This is a genomic window from Streptomyces sp. NPDC111628 (genome assembly GCF_055635195.1).
On record NZ_JBVKBZ010000004.1, the window covers coordinates 96,363 to 111,359 of the forward strand.

The 14,997-nt window shown below is 72.7% G+C and carries 14 protein-coding genes; 13 read left to right on the top strand and 1 reads right to left on the bottom strand.

All coding sequences use genetic code 11. The features are described 5' to 3' along the window. From ACZ7MF_RS22375 to ACZ7MF_RS22405, 7 genes are all read left to right on the top strand, one after another. Complete coding sequence (locus ACZ7MF_RS22375) at positions 1 to 1,197, top strand: glycosyltransferase (RefSeq protein WP_471479081.1); 1,197 nt, start codon at positions 1 to 3, stop codon at positions 1,195 to 1,197. Continuing rightward, the gene (locus tag ACZ7MF_RS22380) at positions 1,194 to 1,778 is read left to right on the top strand and encodes a flavin reductase family protein (RefSeq protein WP_471479084.1); all 585 of its coding nucleotides are present in this window, start codon (positions 1,194 to 1,196) and stop codon (positions 1,776 to 1,778) included. Before ACZ7MF_RS22375 ends, ACZ7MF_RS22380 begins: the two co-directional genes overlap by 4 nt. Positions 1,779 to 1,789: 11 nt before the next feature. Next, positions 1,790 to 2,131: a PadR family transcriptional regulator gene (locus tag ACZ7MF_RS22385; RefSeq protein WP_042822343.1), complete on the top strand. Its 342-nt coding sequence runs from the start codon at positions 1,790 to 1,792 to the stop codon at positions 2,129 to 2,131. Then, positions 2,113 to 2,829 (top strand): permease prefix domain 1-containing protein, encoded by a 717-nt coding sequence (locus ACZ7MF_RS22390; RefSeq protein ID WP_471479087.1) that lies wholly within the window; start codon positions 2,113 to 2,115, stop codon positions 2,827 to 2,829. Before ACZ7MF_RS22385 ends, ACZ7MF_RS22390 begins: the two co-directional genes overlap by 19 nt. A 122-nt stretch (positions 2,830 to 2,951) precedes the next feature. Then, positions 2,952 to 3,905, top strand: coding sequence for a hypothetical protein (locus tag ACZ7MF_RS22395; RefSeq protein ID WP_471479089.1), 954 nt, complete (start codon positions 2,952 to 2,954; stop codon positions 3,903 to 3,905). Positions 3,906 to 4,037: 132 nt separating this feature from the next. Beyond that, positions 4,038 to 5,396, top strand: a complete 1,359-nt coding sequence (locus ACZ7MF_RS22400) for an MFS transporter (protein ID WP_471479092.1) — start codon at positions 4,038 to 4,040, stop codon at positions 5,394 to 5,396. A 109-nt stretch (positions 5,397 to 5,505) separates the two neighbouring features. After that, positions 5,506 to 6,693, top strand: a complete 1,188-nt coding sequence (locus ACZ7MF_RS22405) for a uroporphyrinogen-III synthase (RefSeq protein WP_471479096.1) — start codon at positions 5,506 to 5,508, stop codon at positions 6,691 to 6,693. Between the two features lie 245 nt (positions 6,694 to 6,938). Here the strand turns inward: ACZ7MF_RS22405 and ACZ7MF_RS22410 are convergent, their stop codons facing one another. Further along, entirely contained in the window at positions 6,939 to 7,502 is a 564-nt protein-coding gene (locus ACZ7MF_RS22410) for an anthrone oxygenase family protein (RefSeq protein ID WP_471479098.1), read from the bottom strand. Between the two features lie 215 nt (positions 7,503 to 7,717). Here ACZ7MF_RS22410 and ACZ7MF_RS22415 point away from each other — a divergent pair, with 215 nt between their 5' ends. The 6 genes from ACZ7MF_RS22415 (at position 7,718) to ACZ7MF_RS22440 (ending at position 14,773) form a co-directional block, all read left to right on the top strand. Further along, positions 7,718 to 8,308, top strand: coding sequence for a CGNR zinc finger domain-containing protein (locus tag ACZ7MF_RS22415; protein WP_471479101.1), 591 nt, complete (start codon positions 7,718 to 7,720; stop codon positions 8,306 to 8,308). A gap of 184 nt (positions 8,309 to 8,492) precedes the next feature. After that, the gene (locus ACZ7MF_RS22420; protein ID WP_007450155.1) at positions 8,493 to 9,017 is read left to right on the top strand and encodes a sigma-70 family RNA polymerase sigma factor; all 525 of its coding nucleotides are present in this window, start codon (positions 8,493 to 8,495) and stop codon (positions 9,015 to 9,017) included. A 59-nt stretch (positions 9,018 to 9,076) separates the two neighbouring features. After that, the gene (rsuA, locus tag ACZ7MF_RS22425) at positions 9,077 to 9,862 is read left to right on the top strand and encodes an anti-sigma U factor RsuA (protein ID WP_471479104.1); all 786 of its coding nucleotides are present in this window, start codon (positions 9,077 to 9,079) and stop codon (positions 9,860 to 9,862) included. Between the two features lie 82 nt (positions 9,863 to 9,944). Beyond that, the gene (locus ACZ7MF_RS22430; RefSeq protein ID WP_471479106.1) at positions 9,945 to 12,290 is read left to right on the top strand and encodes a HelD family protein; all 2,346 of its coding nucleotides are present in this window, start codon (positions 9,945 to 9,947) and stop codon (positions 12,288 to 12,290) included. A gap of 433 nt (positions 12,291 to 12,723) precedes the next feature. Continuing rightward, positions 12,724 to 14,139 carry an NAD-dependent malic enzyme gene (locus ACZ7MF_RS22435; RefSeq protein ID WP_356858589.1) on the top strand — a complete coding sequence of 472 codons (1,416 nt, stop codon included), beginning with the start codon at positions 12,724 to 12,726 and terminating at the stop codon, positions 14,137 to 14,139. A 352-nt stretch (positions 14,140 to 14,491) separates the two neighbouring features. Continuing rightward, positions 14,492 to 14,773, top strand: a complete 282-nt coding sequence (locus ACZ7MF_RS22440) for an HU family DNA-binding protein (RefSeq protein WP_003950507.1) — start codon at positions 14,492 to 14,494, stop codon at positions 14,771 to 14,773. The last annotated feature ends 224 nt before the right edge of the window (positions 14,774 to 14,997 follow it).

A 14,997-nucleotide genomic window follows, 5' to 3' on the forward strand; every position in this document is an offset into this window, starting at 1 on the left:
ATGAGAATCCTGTTCACCTGCGTGCCGGGCATCGCGCACCTGCACGCCATGGCACCCCTGGCCCGGGCGGCGGAGCGGGCCGGGCACACCGTCCTCGTCGCCACCGCACCCTCCTTCCAGGAGCACTTCACGCTTCGCCGGATCCCCGCCGTGGGGGCGGGGGCCGACTGGTCCCAGGCGGACCCCGGCTCCCTGCCCGAGTTCCACCGCCACGGCGGCGACGGGCAACTCGCGGCGTTCGCCGAGGTCGCCACCCGGGGCATGGTCGACGACCTGGCGGGCGTGATCGACGCCTTCAAGCCGGATCTCGTCGTCCGCGACGCCCTGGAGTTCGGGGCCTGGGTGGCGGCGGAGCGGGCCGGCGTCGCCCTGGCCTGCTTCACCCCCGGCATGGGGGCGGAGCGCAACGTCATGCTGGCGATGGCCGGCGAGGCGGTGTCCGCTCTCACGAACCGCTACGGCCTGGACCCCGACCCCGAACTGCGCAGGCTCTACGGCTACCTCTACGTGCACCGCAGGCCCCGCGTCCTCGACTTCCCCTTCGGGGAGCCCTATCCCCAGGAGTTCCGCTACTGCCCCCCGGAGTTCGACAACGCGGGCCAAGGCAGGGAAGGAGAGCTGCCGGACTGGGTCGCCGCTCTGGGGGACCGGCCGGTCGTGCACCTGTCCCTGGGTACCACCTTCGTGGCGAGCGACGCGGGCCGCCGGGTCATCCGTACCGTCGTCGGGTCCCTCGCCGACGACGACATCGACCTGGTGGTCGGCACGGGCCGCGGCTCCGACCCGGAGAGCTTCGGCGCCCTGCCCGCGAACACCCGGCTGGTGCCGTACATCGATCACCGGGCCTTCCTCGCGCACTGCTCGGTCTTCATGAACCAGGCCGGCTACACCTCGGTGCTCAACGGCATCGCGCACGGGCTTCCGATGCTCACCCTCCCGCTGGGCGCGGACCAGCCGGTGGTGGGCATGAACCTCGCCAACCTGGGGATGGGCATCTGCTGCACCAACGCGTCCAAGGGACCCTTCCCGGTGCTCGACCCCGAGCGCCTCGACCCCGACGCCGTCCGGTCGGGCGTCCGCCGGCTGCTGACCGAGGAGAGTTTCGGCCGCGCCGTCCGGAGGGTCGGGGACGAGTTCCGGGCCCTGCCGCGCCTGGACGGCGTCGTGCACCGGCTGACCGAGGTGGTCCGGCCGTGACCGTGAGCACCGGAGCCGCGGCCGCCGTCGTCGACGTGCCCGTGGACGACGCCCGCGCCCTGCGCCGTGTCCTCGGCCGGTTCGCCACCGGCGTCGCGGTGGTGACCGCGATGACCCCGCACGGGCCGCGGGGCATGACCGTCAACTCCTTCGCGTCCGTCTCGCTCGACCCCCCGCTGGTGCTGTTCGCGGCGGCACGGTCCTCCTCGCAGCACGCGGCGTTCACCCGGCCCGGCCCGTTCGCGGTGCACGTCCTGGGCGAGGACCAGCGGGAGGTGTCCGCCCGCTTCGCCGCCCCGGGCCTCGACCGCTTCGACGGGCAGGAGTTCGGGTCGGGCGAGGACGGGACCCCACTGCTGCCGGCGGCCCTCGCGGTACTGGAGTGCCGGTCCGAGCAGGTGGTGCGCGCCGGGGACCACGACATCGTCGTGGGGCGGGTCAGGAGGGCCACCAAGGCGGTGGACGGACCGGCCGTGCGTCCCCTCCTCTACTACGGCGGCTCCTACCGGAGCGTGAGCGACGGGCGGGGCGAGCGCGACGGCCACGACGAGGGCATCGACTGGTCCTCCCTGCTCATGTAGTGTGGCTATCTATGAGGGCTGAAGTGCTGAAGGGCCACCTGGAGGGGATGATCCTGGCCGTCCTCGAGTCCGGTCCGACCTACGGGTACGCGGTCATCGAGACGCTGCGGGAGCGCAGCGACGGCGAGGTGTCGCTGCCGTCCGGCACGATCTACCCGGCCCTGCGCCGCCTGGAGAGCGCCGGTCTCGTCTCCAGCGGCTGGAGCGAGGTCGGGGGACGCAGGCGCCGGACCTACGAACTGACCCCCTCCGGGGTCGAGGCGCTGAAGGAACGGCGCCAGGCCTGGCACCGAGCCGCCGAAGTGATCACCGGTGTAATGGGGGGACCCGGGACATGGACCGTCTCGACCTGACCGACGACCCCGGCCCGAACGAAGACCCCGGCCTGATCGACGACTACCTCAGGGACGTCGCGGCCCGTCTGTGCGGGTCACGCAGATGGCGCGAGGAGATCGTCGAGGAGGTGCGGGACGGCCTGGCCGAGACGGCGGCCGCCTGCCGGGAGCAGGGCATGAACCCGACGGCGGCGCAGCGGACCGCGATCACCGAGTGGGGCAGCGCCCGGGTGGTCGCCGGGGCCTACGCCCGCGCCGCGCTGCACGCCACGGGCAAGCGGGTCGGCACGGTGGTGCTGCTCGGCGTGCCCCTTCTGGTGGCGACCTGGTGGGCGGTGCTCTCCCAGCGGGTGCGCGACCCCTTTCCGCGGCCCTCGCCCGGAGTCGAGGTCGCGGCGAACGTGCTGGGGGTCTCGGCCCTGCTGACCATCGTGGGCGCGCTGCTGGCCTGGGTGTTCTCCAAGGGCGTGCGCAGCCTGGCCCGGCAGAACAGCGAGCGGTGGCGCTACCGGGCGTCGGTGACGGCCGTGATCTGTATGGCCGCCGCCATGTCCGTGACCCTCATGGTGCAGGTCGCCCAGGCGCTCGTGGACCCGCGGTCCGTGGCCTGGCCCTGGCTGGCCCTGCCGCTCGGCAGCTCGGCGCTGGTGGGGACGGCGCTGCTCACGGAGGGGCGGCGGCTGGTCGTCGCGCGGCGCATGTGGGCGGCGGGCTGACGGCCCGGAGCGCGTCCGTGGTTCGCGTTGCCCGCCGGTACCGTCCCGTCCTGTCCCGTGCGAGACTGCCCCGGTTGCGGGAGTGAACAGGGTGGCGTGAGCCGGTCAGGGGGAGCAGCGGGATGAGCAAGCGGCAGACGCGGAAGATGCTGGAGTTGATGGCGAGCGGGGAGCCGGTCCAGCTCACCAGCCGGATGTCCTCGGTGAAGAAGCTCGCCAAGCTCGCCTTCGTCGCCCAGCAGTTCGGGTACGAATACGCCGACGTGCGCCAGAGCGGGGGGAACAACGCCGCGCTCACCATGCTGCTCGTCCCCGACCCGAGCCCGCAGGCCCGCACCCGGGCCGCGCAGAACTGGGCGCAGTACCCGAACGCCGGCGACGGCGTGTCGCTGCCGCCGCTCGTGCCGGACGCCTTCGAACTCCTCAAGGCGCGCATCAACTTCGACCTCACCGGCAAGAACGCCCAGAAGAACATGGGCTACGGCGCGCTCGGCGGCACCGTCGCCTGTGTGGCCATCGCCTTCCGCGAGGGCGGTTCGTCCGACGACTTCGTCCTCTCCGGGATCATCTGGCTGGTCCTCATGGCGGCCCTGGGCATCGGCTTCCTCGTCACCCGCAAGCGCAACGCCAAGTTCGCGGCCCGGCTGCAGGCCGCCGGGTTCGTGCCGATGGCCGACGAGACGGGGCGGATGCGGTACCTGCCGCCCGGCGGGCAGCTGCCGGGGCACGGGAACCCGTTCGGTGCCGTGCCCGGGGGCTACGGACAGCCCGCCCCCGGCCAGTACGCCGCCCAGCCGCCGCAGCAGCAGCCGTACGGCGGGCCGCAGCAGGTCCAGCAGCCGTACGCCCCGCAGCCGGTTCCGCAGGCCCAGCCCTACGCGGCTCCGCAGGCCCAGCAGCCCTACGCGCCCCCGCAGGCCCAGCAGCCGTATCCGCCGCAGCAGCCCCCGCAGCCGCACGCCCAGCCGCAGCAGCAGCCGTACGCGCCGCAGCAACCGCAGCCGCAGCAGCCGTACCCGCCGCAGGGCCACCCGCAGCAGAACCCGCACTGGCAGCCCCGGCCCCCGCAGGGCTGACCGCGATCTCTCACCCCGCGCCCGAGCCGGGTGAGAGCGACGTTCCCTCCCGGTCATCCACAGCCCCACCGGCCCGAAACGCGTCCTGCCTAGCGTCGGTGCCACCGAGCTGTGGAGCACCGTGGAGGCGCGATGAAAGCCCGTGGCGGACGCTGGATCGAGTACTGGGATCCCGAGAACGAGACCTTCTGGAAGGAGACGGGACGGCGAACGGCCCGGCGGAACCTCTTCTTCTCCGTGCTCTCCGAGCACATCGGGTTCTCCGTCTGGACCCTGTGGTCCGTGCTGGTGCTCTTCATGGGCCCGGAGTACGGGCTGACCCCGGCCGACAAGTTCCTGCTGACGTCCGTGGTGACCCTCGTCGGTGCCGTCGTACGGGTGCCGTACACCTTCGCGGTGGCCGTCTTCGGCGGACGGAACTGGACGGTCGTCTCGGCGAGCATGCTGCTCGTCCCGACGCTCGCGGCCTTCGTCGTGATGGAGCCCGGGACGTCCTTCTCGACGTTCCTGCTGGTCGGGCTGCTGGCCGGGATCGGCGGCGGCAACTTCGCCTCCTCCATGACCAACATCAACGCCTTCTTCCCGCTCAGGGAGAAGGGATGGGCGCTGGGCCTCAACGCCGGCGGCGGGAACGTCGGTGTGCCCGTCATCCAGCTCGTCGCGCTCGCGATCATCGGGGCGAGCGGCGGGCCCCGGGTGCTGCTCGGCATCTACATTCCGCTGATCCTCGTGGCCGCCGTCCTCGCCGCGCGCTTCATGGACAACCTCACCACGGTGAAGAACGACACCGGAGCGGCCAAGGACGCGGCCAGGGACGCCCACACCTGGATCATGTCGGTGCTGTACGTCGGCACCTTCGGTTCCTTCATCGGCTACAGCTTCGCCTTCGGACAGGTGCTGACGACCCAGTTCGGGCGGACACCGCTGCAGGCGGCCTACCTCACGTTCGTCGGACCGCTGCTCGGTTCGCTCGTCCGCCCGCTGGGCGGCAGGCTCGCCGACCGGTACGGCGGTTCGAGGATCACCCTGTGGAACTTCGTCGCCATGGCCGCGGCCACCGCCGTCCTCGTCGTGGCGAGTAGGGAGAAGTCGCTGGCGCTGTTCGTGACCGTGTTCGTGGTGCTGTTCATGCTCAGTGGGCTCGGCAACGGCTCGACGTTCAAGATGATCCCGCACATCTTCCACTCCAAGGCGCTGGCCCGGGGGCTGACGGGAGAGGAGGCCGTACGGCACGGGCGGCGGCTGTCGGGTGCGTCGATGGGGCTCATCGGCGCGGTGGGAGGCCTGGGAGGCGTCGGGATCAACCTCGCCTTCCGTCAGTCCTTCCTCTCCTCGGGCTCGGGCACCGGCGCCTTCGTCGCCTTCCTGGCCTGCTACGCCGTGTGCATCGTGGTGACCTGGTCGGTATACCTCCGCCGTCCCGCCGTGCGCGGCGGGACGAGGGTGGGACCGGCGGAGGCGGAGACGCGGCGCAGCTACGCCGAGGTGTGACGTAACACTGGTGACATGAGGCGGAACCGAGCCCGTCACGCACGGTTGACAGGCTCGGTCGCCACGTGACTGTGCACGTGGGTGTGAACGGATCGGAGCGCGGCGAGCGATGGACGACGTAAGCGACGTGAGTGGCGCGGGTGGCGTGGACGACGGAGCGCGGCGGCCCGGCCACGGCCCGCTGGCCGGGTTCACCGTGGGCGTGACCGCCGCCCGCCGGGCCGACGAACTGGGCGCGCTGCTCGGGCGGCGCGGGGCCACCGTCCTGCACGCGCCGGCGCTGCGGATCGTGCCGCTGGCCGACGACGGCGAGCTGATGGCCGCGACCAAGCGGATCGTCGACCGGGCGCCGGACGTCGTGGTCGCCACCACCGCCATCGGGTTCCGGGGCTGGGTCGAGGCCGCCGACGGCTGGGGGCTCGGCGACACCCTGCTGGAGCGGCTGCGCACGGTGGAACTGCTGGCGCGCGGGCCCAAGGTCAAGGGCGCGGTACGGGCCGCGGGGCTGACCGAGGAGTGGTCGCCCGCCTCGGAGTCCATGGCCGAGGTCCTGGACCGGCTCCTGGAGCAGGGCGTGGCGGGCCGCCGGATCGCCGTACAACTGCACGGCGAGCCGCTGCCGGGGTTCGTGGAGGCGCTGCGGGAGGGCGGGGCCGAGGTGGTGGGCGTGCCCGTGTACCGGTGGCTGCCGCCGGAGGACCTCGGTCCGGTGGACCGGCTGCTGGACGCCGCGGTGTCGCGGGGCGTGGACGCCGTGACCTTCACCAGCGCGCCCGCCGCGGTGTCCCTGCTGGGCCGGGCCGAGGAACGGGGCCTGCTGCCGGAGCTGCTCGCCGCGTTCGGCCACGACGTGCTGCCCGCCTGCGTCGGGCCGGTCACCGCGGTGCCGCTCCAGGCGCACGGCGTGGACACGGTCCAGCCCGAGCGCTTCCGGCTCGGGCCCCTCGTCCAGTTGCTCTGCCAGGAACTGCCGGCCCGCGCCCGTGCCCTGCCCGTCGCCGGGCACCGGCTGGAGATCCGCGGCCACGCGGTGCTCGTCGACGGGGAGCTGCGGACCGTGCCGCCCGCCGGCATGTCCCTGCTGCGCGCCCTGGCCCGGCGGCCCGGCTGGGTCGTGCCGCGCGCGGAGCTGCTGCGGGCCCTGCCGGGCACCGGCCGCGACGAACACGCCGTCGAGACGGCCATGGCCCGCCTGCGCACGTCCCTGGGCACCCCGAAGCTGATCCAGACGGTGGTCAAACGCGGCTACCGCCTCGCCCTGGACCCGGCCACGGACGCCAAGTACACGACCGACTGAGCCCTGCGCGGCACGGTCGTTCCAGGCCGGATACGACGCGGCCGGCCGGCGGCCACACCGCGGACCGGCCGCCCACCGGCGAGACGCCCGCGGTGCCCGGTGCTCAGTGGCCGGACGGGTGGGGGTGTCCCGTGGGTCGCCGTGGCGTCCGGGACGTCAGAGGGCGGTTGGTGGCACCGTGTCGTAGGGCTGGCGGTCAGGCAGGCTGCGGGTGCCCGACGTGAGGTGTCCGTCTGGGCCCGTGCTCAGTGGCCGGTCGGGTGGGGTGTGCCGTGGGTCGCCGTGGGCTGTCGGGGCGTGCGGGGCGTGGACTGTGCCGGTCGTCGGACGCGTGTCGCCAGGCCTGCGGCCAGGCAGGCCGTCGCCAGCGTCGAGAGCACGGCGCGGACGACGTTCCAGGCCACCCACGGGTCCTCGAACCGCTCCCGCAGCGTCGCCGGGTCGCCGGGGCGGGCCAGGGCGTCGTTGAGGGGGACGTTGCCGACCACGGTGACCAGGAACGCGAGCACGTACGCCGCCGCGCCCGCCCAGATCCACCGGCTGCCCGGCGTCCCGCGCGACTGCCACGCCGCGAGGCCCGCGAGGGCGAGTGCGCCCATGAAGACCAGCAGGAACACCGGGTTCTGGATCACGTCGTCGATGTCGCGCATCACGTCGACGTACACCCGGTCCTCGCTGCGCGCCAGCGCCGGCATCACGGCGCAGGCGAAGACGTAGAAGGCCCCGGCCATCAGACCCGCGGCGACCGTGGCCGCGACCAGTACTCCACCGGCGGCTCGGGCCCGCCGTTCCCCGTTGATGTCTGTCATGCGTCCAGCCAACGGGCCCCGCGGCGCGCCGGACATGGCCCGGGCGCGCGGGCGCATACGCGAGCGTCCACGAGGGGGCGGTACGAGGGGTTCCGGGCGCGGGTGCGGGCAGGCACTGTAGAGGGGAGCGCTCCGCAAGCGGTCCGCGCGCGGTCTCCCTGCTCCCCTTTCCGGGCCCGTGCCTGAGCGGGCAAGCCCTAGGCGGTGACAGGAACATGGCACTGGGTACGGCCACCGACCCGTACGAGCTGCGGTTCGACACCGGGCGGATCAGTCTGGACCTCATCGCCACCACCCACCCTGCGGAACGCCTGGACTCCGTCGACGCCCTGCGCGCCTGGATCACCGGCTCCGGACTCGTCCCGCCCGGCACCCCGCTGGCCCACGCCGACCTCTCCTGGCTGACCGGCTTCCGCGAACTGCGCGGCGAGACCGCCCGCTTGGTGCGCGGCAGGCCGGTGCCCCGCAACCGCCCCTACGAACTCGCCCTCGCCCGCGTCAACGAACTCGCCCTCGCCGCACCCCCCGCACCCCGTGCGGTGCCCGGCGAGGACGGCACCCTGGTGCGGGAGCTGACCGGGCCACCGCGGTGCGCCGCGCTGCTCGGGGCGCTGGCCCGGGACGCCGTGGAACTGCTCACCGACCCCGTCGCGCGGGCGAGCCTCAGGCAGTGCGCGGGCGACAACTGCCCCATCGTGTACGTGGACACCTCCCGCGGCCGCCGCCGGCGCTGGTGCTCCAGCGAGATCTGCGGCAACCGCGAGCGCGTCGCCCGGCACCGCCGCCGCGTCGCGCTGTCCCGGTAAGTCCGCCCGCGCCCCCTTCGTGCGGCGCCTTCGAGAAATCCCTCATCTCGTTTTGAACACGCCGCACTTCGCGTCCGTACCGAATGGGCGAGCGACCGACTGGGGGAACCCCCGGACATCGGAGGTGGGCGTGCGCAAGGATTCCGTCGTGGCCAATGAACGTGGTGCGAGGGCCCGACATCGCATGTCGCAGTCGTCCTCGGAACCCGACGAGGAGCTGATGCGCGCGCTGTACCGCGAGCACGCCGGCCCCTTGCTGGCCTACGTGCTGCGGCTGGTCGCGGGGGACCGCCAGCGCGCCGAGGACGTCGTCCAGGAGACGCTCATCCGTGCCTGGAAGAACGCCGGTCAGCTCAACCGTGCGACCGGATCGGTACGCCCCTGGCTGGTGACGGTCGCACGCCGCATCGTCATCGACGGCCACCGCAGCCGGCAGGCCCGGCCGCAGGAGGTCGATCCGTCGCCGCTGGAGGTCATCCCCGCGGAGGACGAGATCGACAAGGCGCTGTGGCTGATGACGCTGTCGGACGCGCTCGACGACCTGACCCCGGCCCACCGGGAGGTCCTCGTCGAGACGTACTTCAAGGGGCGTACCGTCAATGAGGCGGCGCAGACACTGGGCATACCCAGCGGCACCGTTCGCTCCCGGGTGTTCTACGCCCTGCGTTCGATGAAGCTGGCTCTGGAGGAGCGGGGGGTGACGGCGTGATGAGCGGGTACGGGGGCGTCCAGGGATTCGGCCCGGGGGACACGGGTAACTCTGTCCCCATGCAGGGAACACCGGCGCCGAACGAGCACGAGACCGTCGGCGCCTATGCCCTCGGGATCCTCGACGACGCCGAGGCGACGGCCTTCGAGGCCCACCTCGCCACCTGCGAGTGGTGCGCCCAGCAGCTCGACGAGCTGGCCGGCATGGAGCCGATGATGGCGGCGCTCGCGGACTTGCCGGGCACGGGCACCCCCGCGGTCGCCGAGTCGCTCACCGTGAAGCCCAGCGCACGGCTCTCGGAGAAGCTCGTCGACGAGGTCGCCGAACGCCGCGCGAGCAAACGCCGCCGCAACTTCTACCTGGTGGGCACCGCGGCCGCGCTGATCATCGGCGGCCCGTTCGCCGCCGTGGCGACCACGGGCGGCGGGGGCGGCGGTGACGACGGCGGCGGCCGCAGGGCCGAGGCGACGCAGCAGGCCGCGAGCCCCGCCGAGTCCGCCTTCGCCGCCATGCCGGACCGGGTCACCGCCACCGACCCGGGCACGCAGGTCAGCGCGACCGTGGCCCTGGAGAAGAAGGCCTGGGGCACCGAAACGGTCCTGGAGCTGAAGAACCTCAAGGGCCCCCAGAAGTGCTCCCTGATCGCCGTCGGCAAGAACGGCGAGCGGGAGACGCTCACCTCCTGGACGGTCCCCGACTGGGGGTACGGCATCCCGGGCGCCACCACCGAGAAGGCCAAGAAGCCGCTCTACGTGCACGGCGGCGCCGCCTTCGAACCCAACCAGATCTCCCACTTCGAGGTCATGACCTTCGACGGAAAGCGGCTCGTGGAGGTCGACGCGTAGCGCGGGCCGCAGGCGCGCCGTAGCTTCCCGGGCCCCCTTCGCGTATTTTTGACGGCTGCCCAGCACGTCAGAAGGGGGCCCGGTGGCCGCACAGGCTCAACAGGATTCAGCGGTCGACTCGGAGCACGACCCCGTACGACCTGTACGAGGGGACTCCGCGCGGGAGGATTCCGTGCGCGACCGAGAGATCGACGTGGAACAGGCGCACCTCGACCGGGTGTACCGGCGCCTCGAGGAGAAGATCCACGAGGCGGAGTTCCTCATGCACGACGCCGCGCAGCGCGGCCACGTCGGCACGCCCGGCGCCCTCGCCGAGCGCGACGCGCAGGTCTTCCGGGCCGGCATCCACCTCAACCGCCTGAACAACGAGTTCGAGGACTTCCTGTTCGGCCGCATCGACCTGCTCCTCGGCAAGGACGGCAAGAAGGGCCCGGACGGCGCGTACACGGCCGTCGAGCCCGCCGAGGGCGCCCTCGGGCCCGACGGCACCGCCGACATCGCCGAGACCCTGCACATCGGCCGCATCGGCGTCCTGGACGAGGACTACGCGCCGCTGGTCATCGACTGGCGGGCGCCCGCCGCCGCCCCCTTCTACCGGTCCACGCCGGTCGACCCGGGCCGGGTCGTGCGCCGCCGGGTGATCCGCTCCAAGGGGCGGCGTGTCCTCGGTGTCGAGGACGACCTGATGCGGCCCGAGATCACGGCCCGGCTGGACGGCGAGGAGCTGGCCGTCGTCGGCGACGGCGCCCTGATGGCCGCCCTCGGCCAGGCCCGTACCCACTCCATGCGGGACATCGTGGCCTCCATCCAGGCGGAGCAGGACCAGGTGATCCGCGCCCCCGCCGCCTCCGTGACCTACGTCGAGGGCGGCCCCGGCACCGGCAAGACCGCCGTCGCGCTGCACCGGGCGGCGTACCTGCTCTACCAGGACCGGCGCCGGTACGCGGGCGGCATCCTGATCGTCTCGCCGACGCCGCTGCTGGTGGCGTACACCGAGGGCGTGCTGCCCTCGCTCGGCGAGGAGGGGCAGGTCGCCATCCGTGCGATCGGTTCACTGGCCGACGACGCGGCGGGCGCGGAGGCCACCCTCTACGACTCCCCGGCCACCGCCCGGGCCAAGGGCTCCGCCCGGATGCTCAGGGTGCTGCGCAGGGCCGCGCGCGGAGCGCTGGAGCCGGCCGACTCGCCGACGCTGCTCAGGGTCGTCGCCTTCGGCCGCCGCCTCGAGCTGGAGGGCGAGGAGCTGGCCGGCATCCGCCGCACCGTCCTCGGCGGCACCGCGCCCGTCAACCTGCTGCGTCCGCGCGCCCGCCGGCTGCTCCTGGACGCCCTGTGGGAGAAGTCGGGCGCCGGCACCCGGCACAGCGACCCCGAGCTGGCCGCCGAGCTGCGCTCCTCCTTCGACGAGGACGTCAGCTCCGAGGACTCCTTCACCGGCTTCCTGGACGCCTGGTGGCCCGAGCTGACCCCGGGCGCCGTGCTGGCCGCCATGGCGGACGAGCGCCGCCTGGGCCGCTGGGCCCGGCGCGTGCTGAACCCGGGCGAGGTCCGCAAGGTCGCCCGTTCGCTGCGGCGCGAGGGCTACTCCGTGCACGACATCGCCCTGCTCGACGAACTCCAGGCGATCGTCGGCACCCCGGCCCGCCCCCGCAAGCGGCGCGAGCAGGACCCGCTGGACCAGCTCACCGGGCTGGAGGAGCTGATGCCGCAGCGCGAGGAGACCCAGTGGGAGCGTGCCGAGCGCCTCGCGCAGGAGCGCACCGAGTACGCGCACGTCATCGTCGACGAGGCGCAGGACCTCACGCCCATGCAGTGGCGGATGGTCGGCCGCCGCGGCCGGCACGCCACCTGGACGGTCGTCGGCGACCCGGCGCAGTCCTCCTGGTCCGACCCCGACGAGGCGGCGGCCGCCCGTGACGAGGCCCTCGGCACCCGCCCGCGCCGCCGCTTCGAGCTGACCGTGAACTACCGCAACCCGGCCGAGATCGCCGAGCTGGCGGCGAAGGTCCTGGCACTGGCCATGCCCGGCTCGCCGTCCCCGTCGGCCGTACGCTCGACCGGTGTGCAGCCGCGCTTCGCGGTGGTGGAGGAGTCCCTGGCCCGGACGGTCCGCGCGGAGGCGGACCGGCTGCTCGGCCTCGTCGACGGCACCGTCGGCGTCGTCGTCGCCATGAACCGGCGCGAGGAGGCCCGGCGCTGGCTGGACGGCCTCGGCGACCGCGTGGTGGCGCTGGGCAGCCTGGAGGCCAAGGGCCTGGAGTACGACGCCACGGTGGTCGTCTCCCCGGCCGAGATCGCCGACGAGTCGCCCGCCGGACTGCGCGTGCTGTACGTCGCCCTGACCCGGGCCACCCAGCAGCTGACGGTCGTCTCCAGCGAACGGGACGAGCCGGACGCCTCGGGGGTGCCGGACCTGCTGCGCGACTGAGCGCCGGGCCGGGGGAACCGGCCGCAGACGTGCAAAAGGCCCGCGCCGTCGACGGCGCGGGCCTTCCGCTCTGTTCAAGTGGCACCGACCCGCCATGCTCGCCTCGCGGCAAGTGGTCGCTCGTAGCGACGAAGGTTGGGCCCGGGGGCTTGGATCGAGCCGGTGCCACGTCCAAGGTAACAAACGATCCCCGCAAGACAATTCCCGTCCCGCGGGTTCCTTCGGCCATCGCGCCGCGATCGTGCCGCGTCCCCGCCCGAGTCTTCCGGCGGGCCTTCCCCCGACGGGCTACTTCTCGTATGGTGGAAGTCGTTTTCCGAAACCGGAGCGAACAAAAAGTTCGCAATCCGGGGCGGCTACCGCGTACCCAGTGGTAGGTGCGACGATCGGACGGCACAACCCAGTTACACGGTGAAAGCAGAGGAAGTCGGCCATGGCAACGGCGCCCAGCGTCTCCTACTCGATGACGGTCCGACTGGAGGTGCCCGCCGGCGGAACCGCCGTCTCGCAGCTCACCACGGCGGTGGAGTCCGCGGGCGGCTCGGTCACCGGCCTCGACGTCACGGCCTCCGGCCACGACAAGCTCCGCATCGACGTCACCATCGCGGCCGGCTCGACCGCCCACGCCGACGAGATCGTGGAGCAGCTGCGGGGCATCGAGGGCGTCAGCCTGGGCAAGGTCTCCGACCGTACCTTCCTCATGCACCTCGGCGGCAAGATCGAGATGCAGTCCAAGCACCCCATCCGCAACCGCGACGACCTGTCCATGGTCTACACGCCCGGCGTGGCGCGGGTCTGCATGGCGATCGCCGAGAACCCCGAGGACGCCCGGCGGCTGACCATCAAGCGCAACTCCGTTGCGGTCGTGACGGACGGCTCCGCCGTGCTGGGCCTGGGCAACATCGGCCCGAAGGCCGCGCTGCCGGTGATGGAGGGCAAGGCGGCCCTGTTCAAGCGGTTCGCCGGCATCGACGCCTGGCCGATCTGCCTGGACACCCAGGACACCGACGCGATCGTCGAGATCGTCAAGGCCATCGCCCCGGGCTTCGCCGGCATCAACCTGGAGGACATCTCCGCGCCCCGCTGCTTCGAGATCGAGGCCCGGCTGCGCGAGGCCCTCGACATCCCCGTCTTCCACGACGACCAGCACGGCACCGCCATCGTCGTCCTCGCCGCGCTGACCAACGCGCTGCGCGTGGTCGGCAAGCCCATCGAGAACGTACGGGTCGTCATGTCCGGCGCCGGCGCGGCGGGTACGGCCATCCTCAAGCTGCTGCTCGCCGCCGGTGTGAAGAACGCCGTCGTCGCCGACATCCACGGCGTCGTGCACACGGGCCGCGCCGACCTGGTGGACGCCGCGCCCGAGTCCGCCCTGCGCTGGATCGCCGACAACACCAACCCCGAGGGCCTCACCGGCACCCTCAAGGAGGCCGTGCACGGCGCGGACGTCTTCATCGGCGTCTCCGCCCCCAACGTCCTGGACGGCGAGGACGTGGCCGCCATGGCCGACGGTGCGATCGTGTTCGCGCTCGCGAACCCCGACCCCGAGGTGGACCCGGCGATCGCCCGCGAGACGGCCGCGGTCGTCGCCACCGGCCGCAGCGACTTCCCGAACCAGATCAACAACGTGCTGGTCTTCCCGGGCGTCTTCCGCGGCCTGCTGGACGCGCAGTCCCGCACCGTCAACACCGAGATGATGCTTGCGGCCGCACACGCGCTGGCGGACGTGGTGACCGAGGACGAGATCAACCCGAACTACATCATCCCCAGCGTCTTCAACGACAAGGTCGCCGGTGCCGTCGCGGGCGCCGTGCGGGACGCGGCGAAGGCCGCCGGAGTGGTGGCGTAGTTTCCCCCGGCGGGGGAAGGCGGCCCGTGGCGTGGTGGTGAGGATCACCACGGCGGGCCGCCCCTCCGGCGCGTCGCGGGATGTCGGGCCTCGGATCGCCCTCTAGGGTTGCGCAAGGCTCAGGCCCTCTCGGCGTGTGACTCCCAAGGGTGTTCTCACGACTCCTGGGGGTGCCGGATTGGCTTTACCGCCGCAGGTGGAGGCAGGATGCCTCCCTGGGCGCGAGGGTCTGACGACCGACCCGGGTCCGGGGAATGTCAGAGGGCCCTGGCAGCATCGGCATCGCTGTGCCCAACATGCGGCTCCGCCGCGTGGCACGCCTCAACGGCAAGAAGAACACGGGAGTAACAACATGAACCGCAGTGAGCTGGTGGCCGCGCTGGCCGACCGCGCCGAGGTGACCCGCAAGGACGCCGACGCCGTGCTGGCCGCCTTCGCCGAGGTTGTCGGCGACATCGTCTCCAAGGGCGACGAGAAGGTCACCATCCCCGGCTTCCTGACCTTCGAGCGCACCCACCGTGCCGCTCGCACCGCCCGCAACCCGCAGACCGGCGAGCCGATCCAGATTCCGGCCGGCTACAGCGTCAAGGTCTCGGCGGGCTCGAAGCTCAAGGAAGCCGCCAAGGGCAAGTAGGCGCTCCGCTTGGAGTGCCGGGGACTGCGCGGATCGTTCGTTCGGGATGCGGTCGTTTCGCGGCTGCGGGCCCGTTGTGGCTGGTCGCGCAGTTCCCCGCGCCCCTTTGGGGCGCTCCTCTATACGCCGGTGGGGCGGTCACCCGGGATCGGGGGGGCGCCCCCCCAAAGTGCGTGTTGGTGTTCACCAAATGCTTTTTCCGCGAGGTTCCCCCCTCCTCCCCG